Here is a 23,664-nt window from a genome sequence, read left to right as displayed (position 1 = left end):
TTTGCCCATGTCACCTGCCCCCGCCGACCCCACGGTGCTCCACCCGATGCCGGACCAGCCGCGGGTGGTCCTGCTCAAGCCCCTGGTGAAGTCTCCGCTGATCGACATCGGGGAGTACTCGTACTACGACGATCCGGACGAGCCGACCGCGTTCGAGACCCGCAATGTGCTCCACCACTACGGGCCGGAGCGGCTCGTCATCGGGAAGCTCTGCGCGCTGGGCACCGGTGTGCGCTTCATCATGAACGGCGCCAACCACCGGATGGACGGGCCCTCGACGTTCCCGTTCCCCATCATGGGCGGCTCCTGGGCCGAGCACTTCGATCTGATCACGGGACTGCCCGGCCGCGGTGACACCGTCGTCGGCAACGACGTCTGGTTCGGCCACGGCACCATGGTGATGCCGGGTGTCCGCATCGGACACGGCGCGATCATCGCCTCCGGCTCCGTGGTGGTCGACGACGTGCCCGACTACGGCATCGTGGGCGGCAATCCGGCCAAGCTGATCCGCGCCCGCTACGACGAGTCCGACGTTGCCCGCCTGCTGGCCGTCGCCTGGTGGGACTGGCCCACGGAACACCTCACCCGGCACATGCGCACCATCATGTCCGGCAGCGTCGAAACCCTGGAGAAGGCAGCTCCGGACGCCCTCTAGCCACTTCGGAGCACTGGTTTCTCCCGTCCCGTGTACGTGATCTCGCCGCGCCCCTTACGGTGGTGACGCACCGTCCAGGACAGGCACGCGCCACCGGGGCTCCGCGGCCCCGGTGGGACCGTCGACCCAGTGGAGGACCGGTCACCATGACCGCCCATAAGCACCGGATGACTGCCCCTACGGACCGGCGGCCCCGGCGGGGGCTGACGCACCGTCGCCCCCGGCGCCATCTGCTGCCGGCCACGCTGGCTCTCGCTTCGGTGTCCTTCCTCCTCGCCTGGCTCACACCCGTCTCGGGTGCCTCCGTCGCCTCCCAGGACGCCTGCCGCACGACCGGGAACAGCATGCCGATCGGCGACTGCGGGCCCTTCCGGCAGATCTTCGCCGAGAACTTCAACGGGGACACTGTTCCGCTCGGTTCGTTCAGCGACTGCGACCACTTCGCCGACACCCGCGACGCGTACTGCGCGGGCCTGGAAGGCAAGTACCGGGAGGACTGGTGGGCGTACCCGGCGGCCTGGCGGGACACCGCGACCTCCGGGGCCGACGGGAACTCCGTGCGGTCGGTCGGTGGCGCCTACCACCCCGAGGACACCATCAGCGTCGGTCCCGCCGACAACGGCGACGGCCGGATGAACATCCGTATGTGGCGGCCCGAGGACGGCAGCCCGGTGCACGCGGCGGCCGTCGTGCCGAAGAAGCTCATGGAGCAGACGTACGGAAAGTTCAGCGAGCGGTTCCGGGTGGTCGACGCCGCGCCCGGCTACAAGTCGGCGCACCTCTGGTACGGCAACGGCTGTGAGATGGACTTCCCGGAGCAGAACTGGACCGACAAGATCGCGGCGTTCACCCACCCCTGTGACGGCGGGCAGCAGGACGTGTTCACCACCGGCGCCCGGTGGACGGACTGGCACACCACATCCGTGGAGTGGACGCCGGACGAGGTCAGGTACTACCTGGACGGCGAACTCGTCGGCTCCAGCACGCGCGGCATCCCGTCAGAGCCGCTGTCCTGGATTCTGCAGAACGAGAGCGCGCTGTACGGTCCGCCTGCCGAGCCCGGCTCCTCGGCGCAGCTCGACATCACCTGGGTCGCCGGGTACGCCTACGAGGGCATGTCGTGATCCGGCCGGGGCCGGTGAGCCGGGCGCGCGGGTCGCAGCCGGTCTACGCGGTCGGTGACGAGCACGTACAACCTCCCCTGATAACTGCGGGAACTGCCGGACCCCGCCGACGGCACGCTCTTCGCCGGCAGAGACCTGGTTCGGCGCTGCCTGAGCCGACAGCCGCGGCTTCGCCGGCACCACGTCGTACGAGGACGGGCAGGTCTGCTTCCACAACGACGTCGGCACACCGGGTCATGACGTGGGAGTTCTGCGCACCGAGGGCGACGGTCTGATCGAGACGGGGACCAACACCGACGGGAGCACATTCCTCGAAGTCTGGACCCCCTTGCCCGGCAGTGACGGGCAGGACGGTTCCTGGTGTGTGGGAGACGCGCGGTCCGTGCAGTCCCAGTTCGTGCGGGTGGGCCGTCACATCGTGCATGTCGACGCCACCGGGGCCGGAGCGCATTTCGTCATGCCCGGCCCCTCAGAGCCCTCAGGTGCCCCAGGCAGGTGACGCGACCGGCCGCGTCGGGACTACCGGAGGCCATCACGCCCCCGGGCATCCGCCGATGCCCGGGGGCTTCTGTACGTCAGCCGTTCTCGCCGACCCCGACCTCTCCGACGCCCGGGATGCCGACACCCGCGATTCCCGCCCCCGCGTCATCGGCGTCCCCGGCACCCTCGGCCCCGGCGTTGGCGGCATCCTCGCCACCGGCGCCGGCATTACCGGCGTCACCCGCCCCGGCGTTCGCGGCGCCCGCGTCAGCGGCGCCCTCGTCGCCCGCGCCCGCGTCACCGGCACCGGCGTTCGCGGCGCCCGCGTCACCGGCATCCCCGGCTCCCCCGTTGCCGCCCGCGCCCGCACCGATCTCGGCGCCGACCGCGGCCAGCGCTGTCGTCACGGGCTGGAAGAACGTCTCGCCGCCCGCGGTGCAGTCCCCGCTGCCACCCGAGGTGAGGCCGATCGCGCCGCCGTCCTGGGTGAAGAGCGCGCCGCCGCTGTCGCCAGGTTCGGCGCAGACATCGGTCTGGATGAGGCCGGTGACGGTGCCTTCGGGGTAGTTCACAGTGGCGTTGAGCCCGGTGACCGCGCCATCGTTCAGCCCGGTGGTGCTGCCCATCCGGGACACCTGCTGGCCGACCGCGGCCTCGGCCGCCTGCGTGATCTCCACGGTCTGCCCGCCGCCCACGTCGACCACGCTCGGCGCGTCGGTAGCCGGGTCGTCGTACGTCACGAGCGCAAAGTCGCCGTCGCCAGGGAAGGTGGCGGCCTGGACCGTACCGATGGGCGCGCCGTCCTGGGCGTCCGACCACTGTTCGGCGGCGACACCGCAGTGTCCCGCGGTCAGGAAGCCCGGCTGGCCGTCCTGAGTGGTCACATTGAATCCGAGGGAACAGCGCGCGCCGCCGCCGAAGATGGCGTCCCCGCCCTCGATGAAGGGCTTGAACTCCCCCGTGGACTTCTGGATGCGGGCCGTACCGGCGCCCAGTGACTCGACGGCCGTCTCAAGTCTGTTCCACCGGTCGCCGGTGACCGTACGGTCCGCCGTGACCAGGACCTGGTTGGTCCTGGGATCGACGGCCCATGCCGTCCCCGGGATGCTGGCGCGGCTGGTCAGGGTGCGGGTGGCGGACGTCAGCCGGTTCGTGCTGTTCTGCACGCTCCGCGCGACGGCCCCGGCCTTCTTCACCTCGACGCTCACGGCCTTGTTGTTGCCCACGACGTTGACGATGACCTGCTGCTTCTCGGCGTCGTAGTACGCCCCGCCGTAGGCCTCGCCGAGCTGCGGCGCCAGTTTCTCGATGAGGCCCGCCACCGATGCGGCGCTCATCGTCCTGGGGGCCGGATCCGACGCCGCGTCGTCCTCGGTCTGCGAGGCGTTGGCGTTGGGCAGCAGGATGGCCGCTGCCGCGATGCCCGCGGCCCCGGCTCCTGCGAGGATGGCCTTTCGCTTGGGTATTCGCCTGTGGCTCAACTCGTCGCCTCCTAAGGGGGATATGGAGCCCGGTCGCCGACGGAAACCGGGGGGACGCGTCCGCCGTCTGGTACGGGCGGTGCGAGAGTTGTGTTCACCGTTTGCGCGCACAAAATTCCCTGACCCGATGTCAGGAGGCGTCGGGAGGCGTCGGGACCGGTACCGGCCCCGGCAGCACTGCTCAGGCACGTACGCCTTCACCGGGTTCTCCGGCGCCGTGGCTGCCATCCATCCCGACGCACCGCACGCGGCTGCTGAGGGTTATGAACCCGGTCGGCGCAACGCGGCACAGTTTCCGGGGCGGCCGGTCGGGGCCCCTGGCAGCACGGCGGATCGCAGTGCCGGGGCCTGTCGCTGCCCGGCTCGCTGCGATGGCGTCGCGCTTTCCCCGCGAGCAGACTTGACGGCATGTCGGGCAAGCGAAGCGCGGGGCTCCTCCTCTTCCGGATCTCGGAGGCGGGGACCGAGGTGCTCATCGGTCATATGGGCGGTCCGTTCTGGGCCGGCCGCGATGCCGGGGCCTGGTCGATTCCCAAGGGCGAGTACGGGCCCGAGGAGCAGGCCGAGGCGGCTGCCCGCCGGGAGTTCTCGGAGGAACTGGGCCTGCCGGTGCCCGACGGGGAGCCGATCGCGCTCGGCGAGTCCCGTCAGTCGGGCGGCAAAACCGTCACCGTCTGGGCGGTGGAGGCGGATCTCGACATCGGCCGGGCCGTCTTCGGGACATTCCGCATGGAGTGGCCGCGGGGCTCGGGGGTGCTGCGTGAGTTCCCGGAGCTCGACCGGGTCGCGTGGTGCACACCGCGGAGCGCCCACGAGCGGCTCGTGACCGGCCAGCGCGTGTTCCTCGACCGGCTCGCCGCCCACGTACAGGACAACCGTCCCCCACCACCCACCTCACCACCGGCCCCATGAACCGCGCCCGGAAGGAACCCTGAGTGCACCACCGAACGCAGCTTCTCGCTGTCCTCGGCGCCGCATTGCTCGCCGCCACCGCCCTGCCCGCCACCGCGCTGCCCGCCGCACCCCCGCCCGCCGAGGCGGGGGCCGTCGAGGCGGGGGCCGTCGAGGCGGGGGCCGTCGGTGCGGACGCGCTGCTCGCCAAGGTCAGGAGCTGCTCGCAGATCTCGAACGGCAGGTACCGCTCAGACGAGGGCGCGAAGGCCGATGTGCCCGTGTGCGGCAAGAACGGCGCGGTGTTCTTCAAGGCCGACATGGACATCGACTGCGACGGCCAGGTCACCGCGCGGTGCAACAAGCGGACCGACCGCTGGTTCCAGGACGCCACCGCCTTCCAGCAGTCCGACGGCAAGCCGCTGAACTCGGAGAAGCTGCCGTTCGTCGTCGTGCCGGGAGCCAGCGGCATCTGGAACCACCGGGCGTCGGGAATCCGCGGCGGCGCCGTCGCCGCCGTTGTCTACCGCGGCCGGGTACGGTACGCCGTCGTCGGCGACACCGGCCCCAGCCGCATCATCGGTGAGGCGTCGTACGCGGCGGCGCGGTCCCTGGGCATCGACCCCGACCCGACGAGCGGCGGCACCGCGTCGGGGGTCACGTACATCCTCTTCAAGAACTCGAAGGTCTCCCCCATCGAGAACAGCAGCGCCGCGACCGCGCGTGGCGAGACGCTGGCGAAGCAGTTCATCCGGAGCAACTAGCCGACGAATTCCGGCTTCCGGGGACTTTCAGGAGATCTCATGGGCTTCCAGGAGACCGTACGCAGATCCGTACGCGGATCCTGTCCGTGAATTCCGCTCCCACCATTGCCACGCAGCCATGGGCAGTTCTACGCTCGCACGGTCCTGCTCATGGACAGCGTTCACATATGCGGCGGGAGCGTTGAATGAACGGAAGACCATCGCACCGTCTGGCAACCCTGATCGTCGCCGCGGCCACCTTCGCCGCCGTACTCGTACCCCCCGCGTCGTCGGCATCGGCGCCCGCGCCGTCCGCCGATGCCGTCGCCCCCCGGACCGCCGTCCTCGACGGCAAGCAGCTCCGGGAGACCCGCCGCCGCCTCGACCGGGGTGATCCCGCACTGCGCGGGGCCCTCAACGACCTCGTCGCACGGGCCGACGACCGGCTCGGCCAGGGGCCGTGGACCGTCGTCGACAAACCGAAGCCCGCCCCGAGCGGGGACCCGCACGACTACCTCAGCCAGGCCCCCTACTGGTGGCCGTCGAAGCCCAGGACCGCCGAGAACCCCTGGGGCTGCCCGTACGTCCAGCGCGACGGGCAGCGCAACCCTGAGGTCGACACCGGCACCGACCACCCCGACCGGGCCAAGGTCCTCGACTCCGCGTACACCCTCAGCCTCGCCTGGTACTACACCGGACAGAAGAAGTACGCCGAGCACGCGGGCGCCATCCTGCGCACCTGGTTCACCGATCCGGACACCCGGATGAACCCGAACCTGAACCACGCCCAGTTCATCCCCTGCAAGTACAACGGCCGGGCGATCGGCATCATCGACTTCTCGCAGTCCTTCACCGGCGTCCTGGACGCCACCGCGATCCTCGACACCGGTGCGCCCGGCTGGAAGGCGAGCGACCGGGCCGGTATGCGCACCTGGTACCGGGGCTTCCTGGACTGGCTGGTGACGAGCCCGTTCGGCAAGGAGGAGGCCGCCGCCGTCAACAACCACGGCAGCTTCCACGACATGCAGGTCGCCGCGCCGGCCGTCGCGGTCGGCGACGACAAGCTGGCGCGCAAGACGGTCCTCGACGCACGCAAGAAGCGCATCGACGCCCAGATCGCGGCCGACGGCAGCCAGCCCGCGGAGATCAGCCGCACCCGCAGCTGGCACTACTCGACCTTCAACCTGGTCGCGCTGACCCGCCTCGCCGACATCGGCAAGCATGTCGGCGTCAACCTGTGGAGCCACCAAGGACCCGGCGGCAGAAGCCTGTTCAAGGCCGTGCACCAGCTCATCCCCGCAGCCACCTCGGCCACCCCCTGGCCCCACCCCGAACTCGATTTCCGCGCGTACGCGGCGAGCGACATCATCCACGCGGCGGCCGACGCGGGCGACGCCCGCGCGCGGGCGGCCGTGCCGCATGTCGAGACACCACCGGGCGGCGACCTCTGGGCGCTGCGGCCCGCAGCCGAACAACTCGACTCGATCAAAGGGTAGTGAGACATGCGCACCAAAATCCTTGCCACCGCCGGACTGACCGCGGCCTGCGGACTGCTCCTGGCACCCACCGCCCACGCGGAGGTCGAGCCGGGCGGCTGGACCTCGGTCTCCCCGACCTTCAACGTGCAGGAGAGGGGCTGCGGTCAGGTCGACAACCTGACGTTCCAACTGACCTGTTCCACCGCCAGTGGTGACCAGCGCGCCGAGCGGCGCTACGCGACGTACACCGGCGGAACCCGCCAGTTCGAGGGGTACTTCAGGATAAGCAGCATGGGCGGCACCCGGATCAGCCTGAAGCAGACCTTCAACGAATCGGCCGCGGGACCGTTCTTCATGCTGGCCGCCGAGCGCGGCGGACGGTTGTACGCCGTGCACGGCGGCGACACCCTCTCCAACGCGGGCACGGTCGGCGCGAACGTCCGCGTGAACACGGTGCACCAGGTGGGCAATGAGCACCGCACCTATATCAACGGGTCCCTGAAGCACACCTACAGCAGTCCCGGCGGCAGCTTCTACGACAAGTTCGGCGCCTACCGCACCAGCAGTGGCAACGGTCCCGCCACCGTGGTGTGGAGCAACGTGAAGTTCTGGCGCAAGTAGCCGGTGGCCACATGAGGACCCGACTGCGCACCGCGGTGACGGCGGCACTCGTCATCGGGCTGGCCGGCTGCACGCGCTCGTCGAACGAGTCGAAGGACTCGGGCGAGGGGCCGGCCGGCCGGCCCGCGCCGGCCACCGTCGCTGTCACCGGCACCAGGCTCACGGCCGAGCTCGTCACGCCCGTCGACATCACCCTGAAGTGGACGGGCGAGGACCGGGGTGCGGCCGGCCGCATCATCGAGTTCGCGACGGATCCGGCAGGCCCGTACACGATTCTGGAGTACCTGACGCCGGACAGCCGGACCTACCGGCATCCCGACCTCATGCCCCTGACCCCGTTCCACTACCGGCTCCGCCCCTACTACGGCCAGGCCTCGCCACCGGTCGAAGTCACTCTGCCCCCGGGGGAGTTGACGGAGAAGGACCAGCAGGGCGACCACGAGTGGGCGCCTCCGCGCACGGTCCGGGGCAAGCCCGTGCCCACCCGCCCTGTTCGGAACGCGGGCTCCGCGCCGAGCGGTCTGAAGGCGACCGTCGAGCACGCCAACGGCATCAAGTTCACCTGGACCGACCACGCCGACGACGAGGCGGGCTATCTACTGGAGACCAGACCGGCGGGCAGCCGTACATTCCGGCCGACCGCCGTCCTGGACCCCGATATCAATTCCTTCGGACTCATCACTCTGCCGAACGAAAAGAAGGCTTCCTACCGGGTCCGCGCGATCTCGTACGGAAAGCAGTCCAATGTGGTCCACCTGAATACCGGGAAGAACCAGTAAAGACCTTCCAGTAAACGGTATTCCTGTACGGCCTTCCTGTAACGGCCTTTATGCCCCGGCGAGTTCGCGCGCCGTAGCCATGTCGCTGAACGGGATCAGCTGCTCCCCGACGATCTGATACGGCTCACTGCCCTTGCCCGCGATCAGCACGGTGTCATCGGGCCCGGCGGCGGACAGCGCGAAAGCGATCGCCTCGCGGCGGTCGGCGAACCGTTCGAACCGGGTGCCGGTCGCCGCGAGACCCGGGACGATCTGATCCAGGATCGCCTCCGGGTCCTCGTTGCGGGGGTTGTCCGAGGTGAGAACGCACAGGTCGGAGTGGGTCCCGGCGATCTCTCCCATCTGGGCGCGCTTGGTGACGTCCCGGTCTCCGCCGCAGCCGAAGACGGTGACGACCCGGCCCTTGGCGAAGCCGCGGATGGCGGTCAGGACCTTCTCCAGGGAGTCCGGGGAGTGCGCGTAGTCCACGATCACCGAGGTGCCCGCCGGCGTCTCGTAGCGCTCCAGGCGCCCCGGGACCGGCGGCATCCGGTCGAGCGCGGCGACGAGTCCGGCGAGGTCGTGACCCAGCAGGTGGCAAGCCGCCACGGTGGCGAGCGCGTTGGCCACCGAGAAGCGGCCGGGGACGGGAATCGCCGCCGGGTACTTGCGACCGTCGTGGTGCAGGGTGAAACGCGTGCCGAAACCGTCCATATCGAGGTCCGTCGCACGGTAGTCGGCGGGTGAGTCGAGTCCGAAGGTGGTCACCCGGCCGGGCATCATCGCGGCGATCCCGGCGCCCACCGAGTCGTCAACGTTGACCACGGCACGCTCGCAAAGGCCGTCGAACAGGCGCAGTTTGGCGTCCCGGTAGTTCTCCATGGTGCCGTGGTCGTCCAGGTGGTCCTGGGTCAGGTTGGTGAAGATGCCGACATCGATGAACGAGTGGTCGATGCGGTGGTTCAACAGGCCCATCGAGGTGGCCTCCAGCACGACGGTGCTCGCCCTACGGTCGCGCATGTGCCCCAACAGGTACTGGAAGTCGGGCGACTCGGGGGTGCTCAGCACCGACCTCGGCATCGGGATCACATCGTCCCCGATCCGGCTGCCGGCCGTGCCGATGACGCCGACGACGGCGGCCTCGGCGATCCGCAGAACCGACTCGACCATGTACGACACGGAGGTCTTCCCGTTGGTGCCGGTGACGGCCACCATGTCCAACTGCCGTCCGGGCTCGCCGTAGTAGCGGGAGGCGACGGCGGCGGCGGCCGTCCTGGTCTCCGGAACCCGCACGACACAGACGCCGGTGTCCGACGCCCACGACGGCGCGGGGTGGTCCGAAGCACCTTCGACGAGTACGGCCGCCGCGCCACGTGCGAGAGCCGGCCCGACAGCCTCGGGGCCGCCCTCGCGGTGACCGGGAACGGCGACGAACAGGGAGCCCGGCGACACCCGGTGGGCGTCGAAGCAGGTTCCCGCGGTGATCATCGTCTCCGGATCCCCCTGGAGCACCTCGTGGTCGTGGCCGGCCAGCAACTCGCTCAACTTCACAGGGGTCCTCTCGGAGGGTGCGGACGACAGCCGGCCGTCCGGCGGTCGTCAAGGACGGCGCCCGGGGCGCCGAAGAAGGTCGTGCAGGTGTGCGCGGTCGTGCGTGCGGGGCCGGGACACAGCGGATCGGCCCGGAGGCAGAGATATTGCGGACGTACTACGGCGCCCATTGCGAGGAGCGGACCGTGAGAAAGGGGTGTCACGAACGGGGCGGGAACCGCCGGGTGCCTCTGAGGAGCGGGCGAGGATCGCTAGCCGTGGCCGTGCAGGGCCCGGCAGCCGCTCTCCGGCTCATTCGCCGGACCGTGGGCCGTCGCGCCGGGCGCGATCGGGCACAGGGCATGGGAGACCTGCAGCAGGCACTCCCTTACTCCACATGTGCGACCCATAAGGGGAGTGTACGGCCAGCCGGGCGGCCCTGGTTCCGCCGTCGCGCACCCGACTCCCCGGGCGGCCGTGCCCCGGTCCCCGGGGAGGAAACCTGTCGTGCGGGGCGGAAGGGTCAGGGAAGGATCGAGTCGACGTATCCGCCGTCCACGCGGACGGCGCCGCCGGTGGTGGCCGAAGCGAGCATCGAGCTGAGGTAGACCACCATGTTGGCGATCTCCTCGGGTTCGATCAGGCGCTGGATGAGCGACTGGGGGCGGTGCAGCCCCATGAACTCGCGCTGCGCCTCGTCCCACGGAAGTGCGCTGTCCACCAGCTCGTATACGAAGTCCTCGACCCCGCCGGTGCGCGTGGGCCCCGCGATCACCAAGTTGACGGTGACCCCGGTGCCGGCCGCTTCCTTCGCGAAGCCCCGGGAGACCGCGAGCAGCGCGGTCTTGGACATGCCGTAGTGAATCATTTCGGCGATGGCGATGGCGATGGCGAAGCCGAAGGGGCGGGGTGCGGATAAGAGATCCATAAAGGTCTCCGTGTTATTCCTCTCCATTGACAACAGCGGGTCAAGAGAGGACAAATGAAAGGTAAGGGCCTCCGGCTCATGCGACGAAGGACCTGGCATCCGCGACCTCCTTGATCGACTCCGTACCATCGAAACCCGACAGAAGGAGCTTCGCGAGGAGCAGGCGGCAGTGATCCGCGCGATAGTGGCGAAAGCCGGCGGGGTCAGTCAGGCCGCCGCTCTGTTGGGTCTGGACCCCAAGACCGTCCGGGCCCGCGAGCGCGCCGCAGGCATGGTCATGGTGGTCTACCGCGGTACCCACACCGAGAAGATCGACGCGGACGGGCGGCCGTACGGCGAGACCGGGCAGGGCGAGGACAGTGCGGCCCAGCGGGATGCCGACCGCATGTGGTTTACCGTGGCCAAGGGCAAGCGCCCTCTCCTGCGTGCTGTCGCCTACGTGACCGACGGCAAGGTCACCCGGGTCCGTGAGATCGAGGACGGCCCCTGGCAGGAGAATCCGCAGGGCAAGGTCGCGCTGCCACTCGGCCGACCGCTGAGCCCCGACACCCTGGCCGAACGATTCCCCGCCTTTCCACTGAACATCGGCGCCCCCAGACCCATGGTGCGGGGCAAGATCCGCGAATACATCGCGCTGTAGTCCGGGCACGAGCGCCCGCGCACCACTCCCGACCGGCGGCACCGCCGCTGCGCGCTGCCCCCGTACGGCACGTTGTCACGACGCCTCCTGTGCCCCCCTCCAGAGAAGGATCCACCCATGACCGTGCAGACTTCCGTCCGTCCTCCGCCCCCGCCGCCGAGCGAGACCGGCAGTGACTTCGCCCGGCTTTCGAAGAAGGTCATCGCTGCCGGACTGATGAGCCGCCGCCCCGGGTACTATGCGGCCCGTATCGCCGCGGTGGCCACGCTCTACGTCGGAGGCTGGGCCGCCTTCGTCCTCGTCGGCGACAGCTGGTGGACACTGGCGATCGCCGGTTTCCTCGCCGTGGTCTTCGGCCAGGTCGCACTGCTCACCCATGACATGGCCCACCGCCAGGTCTTCCGGCTGCGCAAGGGCAGCGAGCGGTCCGGGTGGATCGCCGGGAACGCCGGCATCGGCATGGGCTACGGGTGGTGGCAGGACAAGCACACCCGCCACCACGCCAACCCCAACCACGAGGATCTCGACCCGGACGTCAACCCCGACGTACTGGTCTGGTCGCAGGACCAGGCCCGCGCCGCCAAGGGCCTGCCCAGGCTGCTAGGCCGCTCGCAGGCCTTCCTCTTCTTCCCGCTGCTCACGCTGGAAGGCTTCAGCCTGCATGTGGCGGGCGTACGGGGGCTCGCCAACCCGTCTCTGAAGAACCGCAAGATCGAAGGCGCGCTGCTCTTCGGTCATTTCGCGGTGTACCTGGCCGCCCTGTTCCTGGTGCTGCCGCCCGGCATGGCGATCGCCTTCCTGGCCGTCCACCAGTGCCTCTTCGGTGTGTATCTCGGCTCCATCTTCGCCCCGAACCACAAGGGCATGCCGATCCTGACCGGCAAGGACCGCCCCGACTTCCTGCGCCGCCAGGTGCTCACCTCGCGCAATGTGCGCGGCGGTCTGATCACCGACATCGCGCTGGGCGGGCTGAACTACCAGATCGAGCACCACCTGTTCCCCAGCATGCCCAGCCCGCATCTGCGCAAGGCGCAGGTCATCGTCCGGCGGCACTGCGAGGAGCTGGGTATCAGCTACCTGGAGACCAGCCTGATCACGTCGTACAAGCAGGCGCTCGCCAGTCTCCACCAGGCCGGAGCCCCGATCCGGGAGGCCCGCGCCGCCGCCTGACCGGCCAACTCCGGTCAGCGCGCCCGGCCCGGGGGCCGCCCGACCGGGGGTACTTCCTCGTCCGCGGGCACCGGGCCATCCACAGCCCTGGCCGCGGGATAGCCGTCCACCTGGCCGGACGCGGTGGCGGGACGGCCCTTGGCGAGGTTGCGGTGCCGGGATGAGCGCGAGGCCCATTCGGTACAGGTGCAAGACGTTGCGGGCTGCGTTGTGGTCGGCGTTGCCCGACCAGCCGCAGTCCTTCGACCACGACGGTGCCGTGGGTGCGGGCGATGACGGTGGTCGTTTGGTGCTGCCAGTCCGTGGCCCGGCGCTTGGCTTTCGCACGGAGTCCTGCGACCTGGGGGCGGCTCTTGTTGCGCTCATGACACTCACACCTTTCCGTGGGGATCGGGGGCGAGGAGGTCGAGCCGGCGGAGCGTGCCGTGCGGCCGTCAGGCCCGCAGCCACACCGCCGTGTCCTGCGGAAGGCGGCCGTCCTCGTCCAGGGGGCCGCTCACGAGCAGGAAGCCGGTGTGGCCGGGGAGTTCGGCGCTCTGTGCGGCGAGGTTGACCACGCACATCAGGCCGTCCTCACGGGCGAACGCCAGGGCGCCGTCCGGGGCGGGCAGCCAGCGGAGCGGGCCGTCGCCGAAGCCGGGCTCGGTGCGGCGCAGGCCCAGCGCCGTCCGGTACAGGCTGAGCATCGAGGACGGATCACCCTCCTGGCGGTCGGCGGCGTACGCCTCCCAGTCCTCGGGCTGGGGCAGCCAGGGCGGCCGCACGGAGCCGAATCCGTAGTGCGGGGCCTCCGCCGACCAGGGCAGCGGCACCCGGCACCCGTCGCGCCCGGGGTCGCTGCCCCCGGAGCGGAAGTGCATGGGGTCCTGGATGCGCTGCAGCGGGATCTCCGCCTCGGGCAGGCCCAGTTCCTCGCCCTGGTAGAGGTAGACGGCCCCCGGCAGCGCGAGCGAGAGGAGAGCGGCGGCGCGTGCCCGCCTGGTGCCGAGCGCGAGGTCGGTGGGGGTGCCGAAGGCCTTGGCCGCGAAGTCGAATCCGGTGGCCTCGCGCCCGTACCGGGTGACGGTCCGCGTGACATCGTGGTTGCACAGCACCCAGGTCGCGGGCGCCCCGACGGGCGCGTGCTCGGCGAGTGTCTCCTCGATGGACGTGCGCAGCAGGGTGGCGTCCCACGGGCAGGACAGGAAGTTGAAGTTGAAGGCCGTGTGCAGCTCGTCGGGGCGCAGATAGCGGGCGAAGCGTTCGGAGTCGGGCAGCCACACCTCGCCGACGAAGATGCCGTCGTACTCGTCGGCTATCGTCCGCCAGGAGCGGTAGATGTCGTGGAGTTCGTCGAGGTCGATGTACGGATGCGGATCCTGGCCCTCGACGAAGTCGGGCAGCCCCGGGGCCTTGGCGAGCAGTGCGGCCGAGTCGATACGTACGCCGGCGACGCCTCGCTCGAACCAGAAGCGCAGGACGTCCTCGTGCTCTTGACGCACGGCGGGATGTGCCCAGTTGAGGTCGGGCTGCTCGGGGGCGAAGAGGTGCAAATACCACTCCCCGTCGGGTACCCGGGTCCAGGTGGTGCCGGCGAACTGCGACGGCCAGTCGTTGGGCGGCAGTTCGCCGTGCTCACCGCGCCCCGGCCGGAAGTGGAACAGCTCGCGCTCCGGGCTGCCGGGCTCGGCCGCCAGCGCCGCCCGGAACCAGGCGTGCTGGTCGGAGACATGGTTGGGCACGATGTCGACGATGGTGCGGATGCCCAGACCGAGGGCCTCGGCGATCAGTTTCTCGGCCTCGGCGAGACTGCCGAAGGCAGGGTCGATGGTGCGGTAGTCGGCAACGTCGTAGCCGCCGTCGGCGAGCGGTGAGAGATACCAGGGGGTGAACCAGAGCGCCTCGACGCCCAGTTCGGCGAGGTAGCCCAACTTGCTGCGGACGCCTGCGAGATCACCGGTGCCGTCTCCGTCGCCGTCGGCAAAGCTGCGTACGTACACCTGGTAAATGGCGGCGGAGCGCCACCAGTCGGCGGTGGCCTCGGGCGGGAGGATGACTGCCACGTGACGGTCCTTTCGGGCAGGTGGGACTCCGCCGCCGGCCCCGGACAGCGGGGGCGCCGCCAGGAGGCCGACGGCGGAGTGCTTGTGGGTGCGGGTACGGCGGCTGCGGTCAGCCCTTCAGGCCGCCCGCCGTGAGACCGCCCATGATGTTCCGTTGGAAGATCAGGAAGATGAGCAGTGTCGGGGCGGAGGCGATGGCGAGCGCGGCGATCAGCCAGTTCTCGGGTACGCCCTGGGCGAGTGAGTAGATCCCGACGTTGAGCGTCTGCATGGCCGGGTCGGGAAGGGTGAGCATGGGCCAGAGGAAGTCCTTCCAGACCCCGACCACCGCGAAGATCGATACGACGCCCAGGATCGGCCGCGAGATCGGCAGGACCACGGAGCGCAGGGTGCGTACCGGCGAGGCTCCGTCGATCGACGCGGCGTCGAGCAGTTCGCGCGGGATCGAGTCGAAGAACCGCTTCAGCAGGAAGATGTTGAAGGCGTTGGTGACGGACGGAAGCCAGATCACCCAGGGCGAGTTGAGCAGATTGCGTTCAAAGATCGGCACGTCGAGCACCGTGAGGTACTGCGGTACGACGAGTACCGTCGCCGGGATCATCAGGGTGGCCAGCATCATCCCGAGGATCGCCTTGCCGAAGAGCGGCCTGAGCTTGGACAGCGAGTAGGCGGCGGCGACGTCGAACACCAGCTGGAAGGCGAGCGCGCCGAACGCGTAGTACAGCGTGTTGAACAGCAGCCGGGCCAGGTCCATCACGTGCCAGGCGCTGGAGTAGTTCTCCGGGTGCACCGACTCGGGGACCAGTGTGGGCGGGCTCTGCGCGAACTCCTGCGTCGTCTTCAGACCGCCGCTGACCATCCAGTACAGCGGGCCCAGGAAGACCAGCACGAAGACCAGCACCACCAGCGCGAGGACGGCCCAGTAGACGACCTTCCCGCGGGTCCGGCCGAGCTGCGCCGGGGAGATGAGGGTCCGGGTGCGTTCGGTGTGCGCCTTGGCCCGAGAGGTCTTCCCGGTGGCCTTCCCGGTGGCCTTCCGGCGGGATATGAGAGTGCTCGCTGCCATCGTCGGACTCCCTAGTCGTCGCTGTCGCGGCTCAGTCGTACGTACGCCGCGGAGAAGACGGCGAGCAGTACGAGCAGGACCAGGCCGAGCGCCGCCGCGCTGCCGTAGTTGTTGAAGTTGAAGGCGTACTGGTAGATCAGATAGACCACGGTGGTCGTGGACCCTTCGGGGCCCGCGCCGCCTGTGAGCAGGAACGGCTCGGTGAAGACCTGCATGGTCGCGATGATCTGCATCAGGAACATCAGCGAGAGGATCAGCCGGGTCTGAGGGATCGTCACATGCCAGATCCTGCGCAGGATGCCGGCGCCGTCCAGCTCGGCCGCCTCGTACAGCTCCCCCGGTATCCCCTGGAGCGCGGCCAGGTAGATCAGGGTCGCGCCGCCCATGTTCATCCAGGTGGCCGCGATCACCACGGAGAACATGGCGGTGTCGGTGGACTGGAGCCAGTCCTGGGGAGGCAGGTGCAGGAGCTCCAGGATCCGGTTGAACAGGCCGTACCCCGGGTCGTAGAAGTACTTGAAGAGCAGCACCGAGGCGACCGGCGGCAGCATCACCGGGAGATAGACCAGCAGCCTCAAGAAGCCCTGCCCGTGCCGGAATTCATTGAGCAGGACGGCGATGAGGAACGGCACCGCGAAGCCAAGCACCAGCGCGAGTCCGGTGAACTGCAGGGTGTTGCGCCAGGCCTGCCAGAACGCCGGGTCGTTGAAGATGTATGTCAGGTTCGACCAGCTGGCCCAGGTGGTCTTCCCGCCCTCGGTCTTCTGGAAGGCCAGCAGGAATTCCCTGACAATCGGGTACCAGGAGAAGAACGAGAAGCACAGGACCGCGCCGATCAGGAAGCCGTGCGCCGACACATTGCGCCGCAGCGCCCGCACGAACTCCTCGCGGGTGCGCGGCGCGCCGGAGTCGCCCGGGCTCTTGGGGCGGGGCTTCGCCGTCTTGCTCTTGGCCAGGGTGGGGGCCGACATCGTCTCTCCTTGGTGCCGGGGCGCAGGGTCTTCGAGGTGTACGCGGTCCTGGGCGGCGTACGGCGTCGGGGACGGCGTACGCGGCCTCAGGGACGCGGGCGGTACGGGGGGCGGGTCAGGGAGGCTGGTCCCGGCCCCGCTCGCCTGCTACCGCTTCGCCAGTACCTGGTTGACCTGGGTCTCGGCGGTGGTCAGGAGCTTGTCGACGTCCGCGTTCTTGTTGGTGAGGACGCCGGACATCACGTTGTCCAGGACCTTGTAGACCTCCTGGGCCTTTGGCGGCTCGGCCTTGCCGGCCACCGGGTTATCCACGAAGGGCTTGAAGTTCTCAACCGGCATGGTCGCGTTCTCGGCGCGCTCGGCGGCGTCCTTGGCCTTGACGTCCCCGGTCCAGAAGTTCGGCTGGGGCAGGCCGACGGGCAGCTTGTCGGCCTTGTGACGGGCCCAGTCGAACTGCCCCTTGCCCGGGGTGAGCGTCTTGAAGTTCACCCAGGCTATCGCCGCCTTGAGCTCGTCGGTCGAACTGCCCTTCTTGAACACGTAGTTGTTGCCACCGAACAGCGTGTCCCTGCCTCCGGGAATCGGCCCCATACCGAAGTTCTCGTAGTTGGCACCGAGTTGCTGAACCATGTACGTGATGTCGTCGGGCGCGGCGAGGAACATGCCGAGCTTGTCGGTGGCTATCTGCTTTTGCAGGTCGCCCCACTTGAGCAGCTGGGTCTTGCCCATGCTGTCGTCTTCCCACCGCATGTCGTGCAGGTTCCGCACGATCTGCCTGCCCAGGGCGTTGTTGAACGCGGCCTTTGTGCCGTCGGCCGTGACGACGTCGCCGCCGAGGCCGTACATGGTGGCGGTGAAGTGCCAGCCCCCGGTGTTGGCCGCGCTGTACTCGCCGAAGCCGGAGACTCCGTTGCCGAGCTTCGCGATCGCCTTGGCGGCCGTGCGGACCGCTTCCCACGTCTTGGGCGGCGCGTTCGGGTCGAGGCCGGCCTGCTCGAAGAGCTTGCGGTTGATCAGCAGGCCCATGGTGTAGTTGCTGGTGGGCAGGGCGTAGACCTTGCCGTCCTTCTTGTGGACGTCCAGCACCTGCGGGTCGATGCTCGCGAGAGCGGGGACCGTCTTCTCGGTCACGTACTGCGAGATGTCCGCTGCGCCGTCGTTGTCCAGCACCTGCTGGAGGTCGGTGAAATACGAGTAGAAGACGTCGGGCTGCGACTTGCCTTTGAGCGCGGCGGTGAACCGGGCCGGTTCGTTGCACTGCCCGGTCGTCGACTTGCCGTCGATCTTGACGTTCGGGTACTTCTCGTTGAACGTCTTGACGTCCTCCTTCCACTGCCTCAGCTCTGCGGCCTTCGCTGCGGGCGGCATGCAGTCCATGGTGAGCGTGACCTTGGTCTTCGGGTCGAGCGGCGCGGCAGGATCTGCCGATCCGCCGCCCCCACCACCGTCGTTGTCGTTGTCGCTGCTACTGGTGCCGCAGGCTGCGAGAGCGGTCAGCGCGAGCGCGGAGACGATCGCAGCCGCGGAGTTCCGGCGGGTGCGGGAGGCAGGGCGGAACCAAGTGCTTCTCATCGGTGGTCCCCTTCGGGCATGAGCGTGGAAGACCCCCTGCTGACACACAGCGGGGGCGCGGCACACTCAACCACCGAGAGCAGACGACCGCAATATGTCGCGCTGATTCCGTAAATGATTGACAGGGGGTTGCGCGGTTGATGCGCGGCTAGCGCGGCGCCTGGGCCGTGGAGCCGCGTACCACCAACTCGGGCTCGAACAGCAGCTCGCCCTGCTGTACCGCGCCGCCCTGGATCTGCGCGCACAGCAGCTCGACCGCGGCCCGCCCCATGGCCTCGATGGGCTGGCGCACGGTGGTCAGCGGGGGCTCGGTGCAGTTCATGAACGCGGAGTCGTCGTAGCCGACTACCGATACGTCACCGGGTACGTCGAGACCCCGCCGGCGCGCGGCCCGTACCGCGCCGAGGGCCAGCGGGTCGCTCGCGCAGATGATGCCGGTGACTCCGCGACCCAGCAGCCGGGAGGCGGCGGCGTGGCCGCCCTCCAGGGAGAACAGGGTGCGCTCGATGTGCTCTTCGGGCAGCGTGGCGCCCGCCGCCTGCGCCGCGATGTGGGCGGCGGCCAGCTTGCGGCGCGAGGGAATGTGGTCGGGCGGGCCGAGGACAAGACCGATGCGCTCGTGCCCCAGGGACTTCAGGTGGCGCCAGGCCTGCTCGACGGCGACGGCGTCGTCGCACGAGACACAGGGGAAGTCGAGGCGGTCGATGGAGGCGTTGATGAGCACGACGGGGACCTTGCGGTCGGACAGCTGCCTGTAGTGCTCGTGCGGCGCGTCCGCCTGCGCGAACAGCCCCCCGGCGAAGACCACTCCGGAGACCTGCTGCTGGAGGAGCAGCTCGACGTAGTCGGCCTCGGACACCCCGCCCTTGGTCTGGGTGCACAGGACGGGCGTCAGCCCCTGCTGCGCCAGCGCTCCGCCGATCACCTCGGCGAAGGCCGGGAAGATCGGGTTCTGCAGCTCCGGCAGGACCAGGCCGACCAGCCGCGCGCGCTCGCCGCGCAGCTGCGTCGGCCGCTCGTAACCGAGCACGTCCAGGGCCGTCAGCACCGACCGCCGGGTAGTCTCGGAGACCCCCGGTTTGCCGTTCAGTACCCGGCTGACCGTGGCCTCGCTGACCCCTACCTTCTTGGCAACCTGAGCAAGTCGTCGCGTCATGGACGCAAGACTAACGCAAACCCCGCAAGTGGCTTACTGATCCGCGCAAATTCGACTGCAAGTGGTGCCGCCCGGGGTCAGGACCGCCGGACGGCGCCGCACGCCGCTGTTTCCTCTCCTTTCCATGGACCTTCTACGGGTCTCTCCGTGGACTACGGATTGATGTTGATCTCGAGGGTGGCGGTGGTGTTCTTGATGTCCTGAGCGTTGTTGCTGAGCCTCAGGTTGTTGAAGGTGACCTCACCCACCGCAGGTCCCTGGCTCGTCTCCGGCATCTCGTTCGCCCACAGTCCGAAGCCGGACTTGGCGTCGTAGGCGTCCCCGCTCTTGCGGGCACCGGAGATCGAGACATCGGTGAACACCGTGTCCTTGATCGGGAACTGTGGCTGCCCTCCGACGTAGTTGGTCTGGAACATGATGCCGCTGTACGTCGGATCGACGATGTCGACGTTGCTGACCCGGATGCCCTGGAACACCTTCGACGCGGAGAACACCCAGATGCCGGGGAAGGTCTGCGCTCCCCAGAAGTGCCCGCCGGCCCGCACGATCGAGATGTTCTCGAACCTGGTCGGGTCGGTGCCGAAGCCGTTCATCGGATAGCCGAAGTCCAGCGAGCTGATCGTGATCCCGGCGTACACCAGCGTGTCCGCGATGTGGATGTTGCGGAAGGTGTTGTTGTACCCGCCGTAGACGGCGACACCGGCAGCACGCCAGGTCAGGATCGAGGTCAGGTTCTCGTAGACGTTGTTCTTCATGTCCGCGCCGCCGGCGTCGATCGCCGAGAACAGCGCGAAGCTGTCGTCACCTGTGGCCCGCGCCTCGTTGTTGGTCACGAGGTTGTCCGTGCTGCCGTTGGTCATGTTGATGCCGTCGGCGAACATATTGCGGATGCGCGAGTTCTTGATGGTGACGTTGTCGGTGTTGGCGCCCCAGTAGAGGCACACCATGTGTTCGTTCCAGATGTTGTCGATCACGATGTCGGAGACATTTGAGAAGTCGAACACCTTCCCCGGGCCGTCGATGCGCGAGGTGTAGTTGCCGAAGTAGGCGAAGTTCGCGAACGAGGAGCCCTTGGCCGTGTTCTCTGCCCGGAAGCCGATGTCGGTGTTGTCCTGTGTCGTGGGCGCGTGGAACCGGGTGTACCAGGGCCCGGCGCCCACCACCTTCACGGCCTTTCCGTAGACCTGGAACTTGCTGGCCGTCTGGTAGTCACCGACCGGCAAGTATACGCCGACCAGCTTGCCGGTGGTGTCCATCCGCACCTTGTCCAGGGCGTTCTGTACGTCCTGGTGGGTGAAGCCGGCCGGTACCGTGTACGTCGCCGGGTCCGGGTTGGCGAGCTGCCGGACCTGCTCCAGGTTCACGAAGTCGATCGCGTACTTGGCGGTGTTCCCCGAGTCCTTCTGCAGCTTGATCTTGCTGCCCGCCGGGACGGTCTCGCCCAGGGTGAAGTTCGCCTCGTCGTAGATGTGGCGCGGCGAACCGGCCCCCGGCGAGTTGCCGGGGCTCGCCTCTGCGCCGTACAGCCAGGCGTACTTGGACGTGAGATCGATCGCCTTGCGGAAGGTGCCGTTGACGTAGACGTTGAGCGTGGCGTCGGTGCCGCCGCCACCCGGCGAGTCCGGGATGGAGAACCGGGTCACCAGCGTGTTCGTGCTCGCCTTGGTGGTGAACTCCACATAGTTTCCGGTCTCGTTGAGGGTGACGGCCTTACGGCCGGACGCCTCGCCCGCGATGTCGCCCACGGTCCGGTTGGGCCCGACGGCCTGGGCGCCGCCACCGGCGCTGCCCTCCTCCGCCTCGTACATGTCGAACGGCATATTGGCGCCACGTCCGATGAAGAACGGCTGGGTGCTGGTGTTGTTCTCCCGCTTGACCGGCAGTTCATTGGCGTCGTCCGCGATCACCACCTTGACGGTGTATGTGCCGTTGGCTGCCGTCCAACTGCCCAGACCCACCGGCGCCGTGGTGGCCCCGGGGGCGATGGCCCCGCTGTGGGCGCCGGTCAGTGTGCGTACGACTGCGCCCTTGGAGTCGACGAGCGTGAGCGTTATGCCGTGGCTGCCGGCGGCGGAGGCCTGCGTGCCCTGGTTCTTGATGGTCACGGAGAAGGTGACGTTGTCCCCGTCCCCCGGGGCGCTGGGCGACCAGTTCACCGGCGAGGCGACCAGGTCGGAGCTGGCGACGGGCTTCACCACCAGCAGACTGCCGCTCGTGTAGGTGTTGTTGGTGTCGTTCTGCTCGATGACGGTGTTCGCCTCGTCGACGACCGCGCTGAGCGGGTACGTACCCGAGTCCCGCGGTCCGATGGCGGCTGCCACGCTCGCCGAGGCCCCGGCGGCCAGGGCCGGCACGGCGGCCGTGCCCACCTTGGAGCCACCGAGCTTGAAGTTGACGGCGGTCGCCGGAGCTGCGGCCGGACCGCTGTTGCGGACGGTGGCGGTGAGCAAGACGTCGTCCGACTCGACCGGGGAGGCCGGGGAGGCGGTCAGCCCGGTGATCTCCAGATCCGGGTTGGGCGCCGGGACACCGAGCACCTGGAACTCCGCGATCTGGCCCGCTGTGGCACCGGAGTTCGCGGTGAACTTCAGCTGGACGTCGGCGATCCGCTCGGTGACCGCGACGGTGACCGCGTTTGCGGACGCCGGGTTGAACGTGTAGTCCTTGGCCGCCACCAGGCTGGTGAAGGAGGTCGCGCTCTGCTCACGGCCGAGCACCTCGATGCGCTGGGTCCTGGTGGACCAGCCACTGTCGGGGTTGATTTTGAGCACCAGCGAACTGACGTCGGCATTGGCGCCGAGCTTGACGGTCAGGGTGTTGGGGTAACTGTCCGCGCCACCCTCCCAGTAGGTGGTCGGTTTGTTGTCGTTGGCGTTCTCCGCGACGAAGGTGTGGATCACGGACGACGCACTGATCGGCTTGTTGACGGCGAGGTTGGAGCCCTCCTCGCCCGACCCGTTGCGGGTGACGGTGTTGCTGTTGCCGGACTGGTTGCCCGCCGCGTCCTTGGCCCGTACGAAGTACGACACCGTGGCATTCGCCGGCTGGGTGTCCGTGAACGTCGTGACATTGCCCGCGACGCTGGTGAGCAGCGCGTTGTTGGCGTAGATTTCGTAGCCGGTGACGGCCGTGTTGTCCGTCGCCGCCTTCCACGTGAGCTTGATCTGGCCGGTCGTCGGCTCGGTGAGCGCCAGGTCCTGGGGGGTGCTGGGGGCCTGGGTGTCACCGGTCGTAGGACCGTAGATCTCCAGCTCGGACAACTGCCCCGCGGGCTGACCGGTGTTGGCCGTGATCAGTACCCGCACATGGCGGGTCGTCGCCGCATCGAAGGTGATCGTCGCCGCCCGGCTGTTGGCCGCGCTGAACTCGTACCCCTTGGACGCCGTCAGATCCGTGAAGTCCGATCCATTGGCGCTGCCCTGGAGCTTCAGGGTCTGGGTCCGGGTGCTCCAGCCGTCCGGCAGCCTCAGCACCACACGGCCGACGCGTACGGAGGCGCCGAGGTCTGCCTGGATCCACTGGGGCAGGGCGTTGTTCTTGCTCTCCCAGTAGCTGGACCTGTTGCCGTCGTTGGCGCGGTCCGCGGCGTACACCTCGGTGTGGCTGCTCGCCGTCAGCTGCTTGCCCCGGGCGAGATTGTCGGTGCTCTCGCCCGGCGCGCGCACTTCCAGTTCGGACAACTGGGCTGCCGCCCAGCCCGTGTTGGCCGTGATGTTCACCCGCACGAAGCGGGCCTGGGCGGCCGGGAAGGCGATGGTGACGACGTTGCCGTCGGCGGGGCTGAAGGTGTACGCGGCGGAGGTGACCAGCGTGGTGAAGCTGGTGCCGTCGGCGCTGCCCTGGACGGACAGGGTCTGGCGGCGGCTCTCCCACCCCGCGGGGAGTTTCAGGACGACCTCGTCGACGCGGGTGGTGGCGCCGAGGTCGGCCTGGGCCCACTGCGGAAGGCTGCTGCCGGCGCTCTGCCAGTACGTTCCCTGGCTGCCGTCGGTCAGGTTGGGTGCGCCGTAGTCCGTGGCGGCGCTGCTCGATGCCGCGGTTTTGCCCGCGGCGAGGTTGGGACCGCCGGCCGCCGAGGCGGTCATCGACGGCCAGCCGATCAGTAACAGGCTTGTGGTGACGAGGGCCGCCAGTGCGCGGCTTCCTTCTCCAGCGTTGGCTTCTCATTGGTCCCCGATCGTCGGCCCGGCGCACGAGGCAGCGAGGGCGCGGCTCTGTGTGAGTGCTCAGCGAATCAGCGTTTCCGCACGGCAGAACGGAGTCTTTTGCGTTTTGCGGTAGGAGAGTTGCAGAGGTATGCCAATGCGTCTACAGCTTCGACAGCGCTGCCGCACCGCGGGAAGGTTGCGGTTCCGGTG

General features: G+C 68.9%; 18 protein-coding genes and 1 pseudogene. 10 read left to right on the top strand and 9 right to left on the bottom strand.

What is annotated here, in order from left to right; all coding sequences use genetic code 11:
- Positions 1-7: 7 nt before the first annotated feature.
- The 3 genes from ABCR94_RS11845 to ABCR94_RS11835 all read left to right on the top strand — a co-directional run bounded on the left by ABCR94_RS11845 (position 8) and on the right by ABCR94_RS11835 (position 2,278).
- On the top strand, positions 8-655 hold the full coding sequence (locus tag ABCR94_RS11845) for a CatB-related O-acetyltransferase (protein ID WP_347119213.1): 648 nt from the start codon (positions 8-10) through the stop codon (positions 653-655).
- Positions 656-801: 146 nt separating this feature from the next.
- Positions 802-1,779, top strand: coding sequence for a glycoside hydrolase family 16 protein (locus ABCR94_RS11840; protein ID WP_347119212.1), 978 nt, complete (start codon positions 802-804; stop codon positions 1,777-1,779).
- Positions 1,780-2,020: 241 nt separating this feature from the next.
- Positions 2,021-2,278 (top strand): hypothetical protein, encoded by a 258-nt coding sequence (locus ABCR94_RS11835; RefSeq protein ID WP_347119211.1) that lies wholly within the window; start codon positions 2,021-2,023, stop codon positions 2,276-2,278.
- Between the two features lie 76 nt (positions 2,279-2,354).
- Here the strand turns inward: ABCR94_RS11835 and ABCR94_RS11830 are convergent, their stop codons facing one another.
- A complete protein-coding gene (locus tag ABCR94_RS11830) occupies positions 2,355-3,740 on the bottom strand; it encodes a S1 family peptidase (protein WP_347119210.1) in 1,386 nt (461 codons plus the stop codon).
- Positions 3,741-4,148: 408 nt separating this feature from the next.
- Between ABCR94_RS11830 and ABCR94_RS11825 the strand changes: the two genes are divergently transcribed.
- The 5 genes from ABCR94_RS11825 (at position 4,149) to ABCR94_RS11805 (ending at position 8,252) form a co-directional block, all read left to right on the top strand.
- Entirely contained in the window at positions 4,149-4,652 is a 504-nt protein-coding gene (locus ABCR94_RS11825; RefSeq protein ID WP_347119209.1) for an NUDIX hydrolase, read from the top strand.
- Between the two features lie 23 nt (positions 4,653-4,675).
- Positions 4,676-5,395, top strand: a complete 720-nt coding sequence (locus ABCR94_RS11820; RefSeq protein WP_347119208.1) for a glycoside hydrolase family 75 protein — start codon at positions 4,676-4,678, stop codon at positions 5,393-5,395.
- Between the two features lie 185 nt (positions 5,396-5,580).
- Entirely contained in the window at positions 5,581-6,870 is a 1,290-nt protein-coding gene (locus ABCR94_RS11815) for an alginate lyase family protein (protein ID WP_347119207.1), read from the top strand.
- Between the two features lie 6 nt (positions 6,871-6,876).
- On the top strand, positions 6,877-7,473 hold the full coding sequence (locus tag ABCR94_RS11810; protein WP_347119206.1) for a hypothetical protein: 597 nt from the start codon (positions 6,877-6,879) through the stop codon (positions 7,471-7,473).
- Positions 7,474-7,484: 11 nt separating this feature from the next.
- Entirely contained in the window at positions 7,485-8,252 is a 768-nt protein-coding gene (locus ABCR94_RS11805) for a fibronectin type III domain-containing protein (protein ID WP_347119205.1), read from the top strand.
- 48 nt (positions 8,253-8,300) lie between these two features.
- Here the strand turns inward: ABCR94_RS11805 and ABCR94_RS11800 are convergent, their stop codons facing one another.
- Entirely contained in the window at positions 8,301-9,782 is a 1,482-nt protein-coding gene (locus tag ABCR94_RS11800) for a UDP-N-acetylmuramoyl-L-alanyl-D-glutamate--2,6-diaminopimelate ligase (protein ID WP_347119204.1), read from the bottom strand.
- Positions 9,783-10,284: 502 nt separating this feature from the next.
- A pseudogene (locus ABCR94_RS11795) lies at positions 10,285-10,635 on the bottom strand (SDR family oxidoreductase); the annotation flags it as partial.
- Positions 10,636-10,858: 223 nt separating this feature from the next.
- On the opposite strand from ABCR94_RS11795, the gene ABCR94_RS11790 reads away from it, so the two are divergent.
- Together ABCR94_RS11790 and ABCR94_RS11785 are read left to right on the top strand one after the other, a co-directional pair.
- Positions 10,859-11,329, top strand: a complete 471-nt coding sequence (locus ABCR94_RS11790) for a hypothetical protein (protein ID WP_347119203.1) — start codon at positions 10,859-10,861, stop codon at positions 11,327-11,329.
- A gap of 117 nt (positions 11,330-11,446) precedes the next feature.
- A complete protein-coding gene (locus tag ABCR94_RS11785) occupies positions 11,447-12,499 on the top strand; it encodes a fatty acid desaturase family protein (protein ID WP_347119202.1) in 1,053 nt (350 codons plus the stop codon).
- Between the two features lie 434 nt (positions 12,500-12,933).
- Here ABCR94_RS11785 and ABCR94_RS11775 read toward each other — a convergent pair whose 3' ends face one another.
- The 6 genes from ABCR94_RS11775 to ABCR94_RS11750 all read right to left on the bottom strand — a co-directional run bounded on the left by ABCR94_RS11775 (position 12,934) and on the right by ABCR94_RS11750 (position 23,391).
- Positions 12,934-14,541 (bottom strand): glycoside hydrolase family 13 protein, encoded by a 1,608-nt coding sequence (locus ABCR94_RS11775; RefSeq protein WP_347119201.1) that lies wholly within the window; start codon positions 14,539-14,541, stop codon positions 12,934-12,936.
- 109 nt (positions 14,542-14,650) lie between these two features.
- Positions 14,651-15,607, bottom strand: a complete 957-nt coding sequence (locus ABCR94_RS11770) for a carbohydrate ABC transporter permease (RefSeq protein ID WP_347119200.1) — start codon at positions 15,605-15,607, stop codon at positions 14,651-14,653.
- 11 nt (positions 15,608-15,618) lie between these two features.
- Positions 15,619-16,578: a carbohydrate ABC transporter permease gene (locus ABCR94_RS11765; protein ID WP_347119199.1), complete on the bottom strand. Its 960-nt coding sequence runs from the start codon at positions 16,576-16,578 to the stop codon at positions 15,619-15,621.
- Between the two features lie 147 nt (positions 16,579-16,725).
- Entirely contained in the window at positions 16,726-18,150 is a 1,425-nt protein-coding gene (locus ABCR94_RS11760; RefSeq protein ID WP_347119198.1) for an ABC transporter substrate-binding protein, read from the bottom strand.
- Between the two features lie 148 nt (positions 18,151-18,298).
- Positions 18,299-19,306: a LacI family DNA-binding transcriptional regulator gene (locus ABCR94_RS11755; protein WP_347119197.1), complete on the bottom strand. Its 1,008-nt coding sequence runs from the start codon at positions 19,304-19,306 to the stop codon at positions 18,299-18,301.
- Positions 19,307-19,458: 152 nt separating this feature from the next.
- Entirely contained in the window at positions 19,459-23,391 is a 3,933-nt protein-coding gene (locus tag ABCR94_RS11750; RefSeq protein WP_347119196.1) for a discoidin domain-containing protein, read from the bottom strand.
- Positions 23,392-23,664: the final 273 nt, after the last annotated feature.

Source organism: Streptomyces changchenzhani, from assembly GCF_039766235.1.
Lineage (GTDB): Bacteria > Actinomycetota > Actinomycetes > Streptomycetales > Streptomycetaceae > Streptomyces.
This window is presented reverse-complemented; position numbering and strand designations above follow the sequence as displayed.

Bases quoted from the DNA above. Each gene is read 5' to 3' on its own strand.
- ABCR94_RS11845 (WP_347119213.1), top strand. From the start codon at position 8: ATGTCACCTGCCCCCGCCGACCCCACGGTGCTCCACCCGATGCCGGAC.
- ABCR94_RS11840 (WP_347119212.1), top strand. From the start codon at position 802: ATGACCGCCCATAAGCACCGGATGACTGCCCCTACGGACCGGCGGCCC.
- ABCR94_RS11825 (WP_347119209.1), top strand. From the start codon at position 4,149: ATGTCGGGCAAGCGAAGCGCGGGGCTCCTCCTCTTCCGGATCTCGGAG.
- ABCR94_RS11815 (WP_347119207.1), top strand. From the start codon at position 5,581: ATGAACGGAAGACCATCGCACCGTCTGGCAACCCTGATCGTCGCCGCG.
- ABCR94_RS11810 (WP_347119206.1), top strand. From the start codon at position 6,877: ATGCGCACCAAAATCCTTGCCACCGCCGGACTGACCGCGGCCTGCGGA.
- ABCR94_RS11805 (WP_347119205.1), top strand. From the start codon at position 7,485: ATGAGGACCCGACTGCGCACCGCGGTGACGGCGGCACTCGTCATCGGG.
- ABCR94_RS11785 (WP_347119202.1), top strand. From the start codon at position 11,447: ATGACCGTGCAGACTTCCGTCCGTCCTCCGCCCCCGCCGCCGAGCGAG.
- ABCR94_RS11770 (WP_347119200.1), bottom strand. From the start codon at position 15,607: ATGGCAGCGAGCACTCTCATATCCCGCCGGAAGGCCACCGGGAAGGCC.
- ABCR94_RS11765 (WP_347119199.1), bottom strand. From the start codon at position 16,578: ATGTCGGCCCCCACCCTGGCCAAGAGCAAGACGGCGAAGCCCCGCCCC.
- ABCR94_RS11760 (WP_347119198.1), bottom strand. From the start codon at position 18,150: ATGAGAAGCACTTGGTTCCGCCCTGCCTCCCGCACCCGCCGGAACTCC.
- ABCR94_RS11755 (WP_347119197.1), bottom strand. From the start codon at position 19,306: ATGACGCGACGACTTGCTCAGGTTGCCAAGAAGGTAGGGGTCAGCGAG.
- ABCR94_RS11750 (WP_347119196.1), bottom strand. From the start codon at position 23,391: ATGACCGCCTCGGCGGCCGGCGGTCCCAACCTCGCCGCGGGCAAAACC.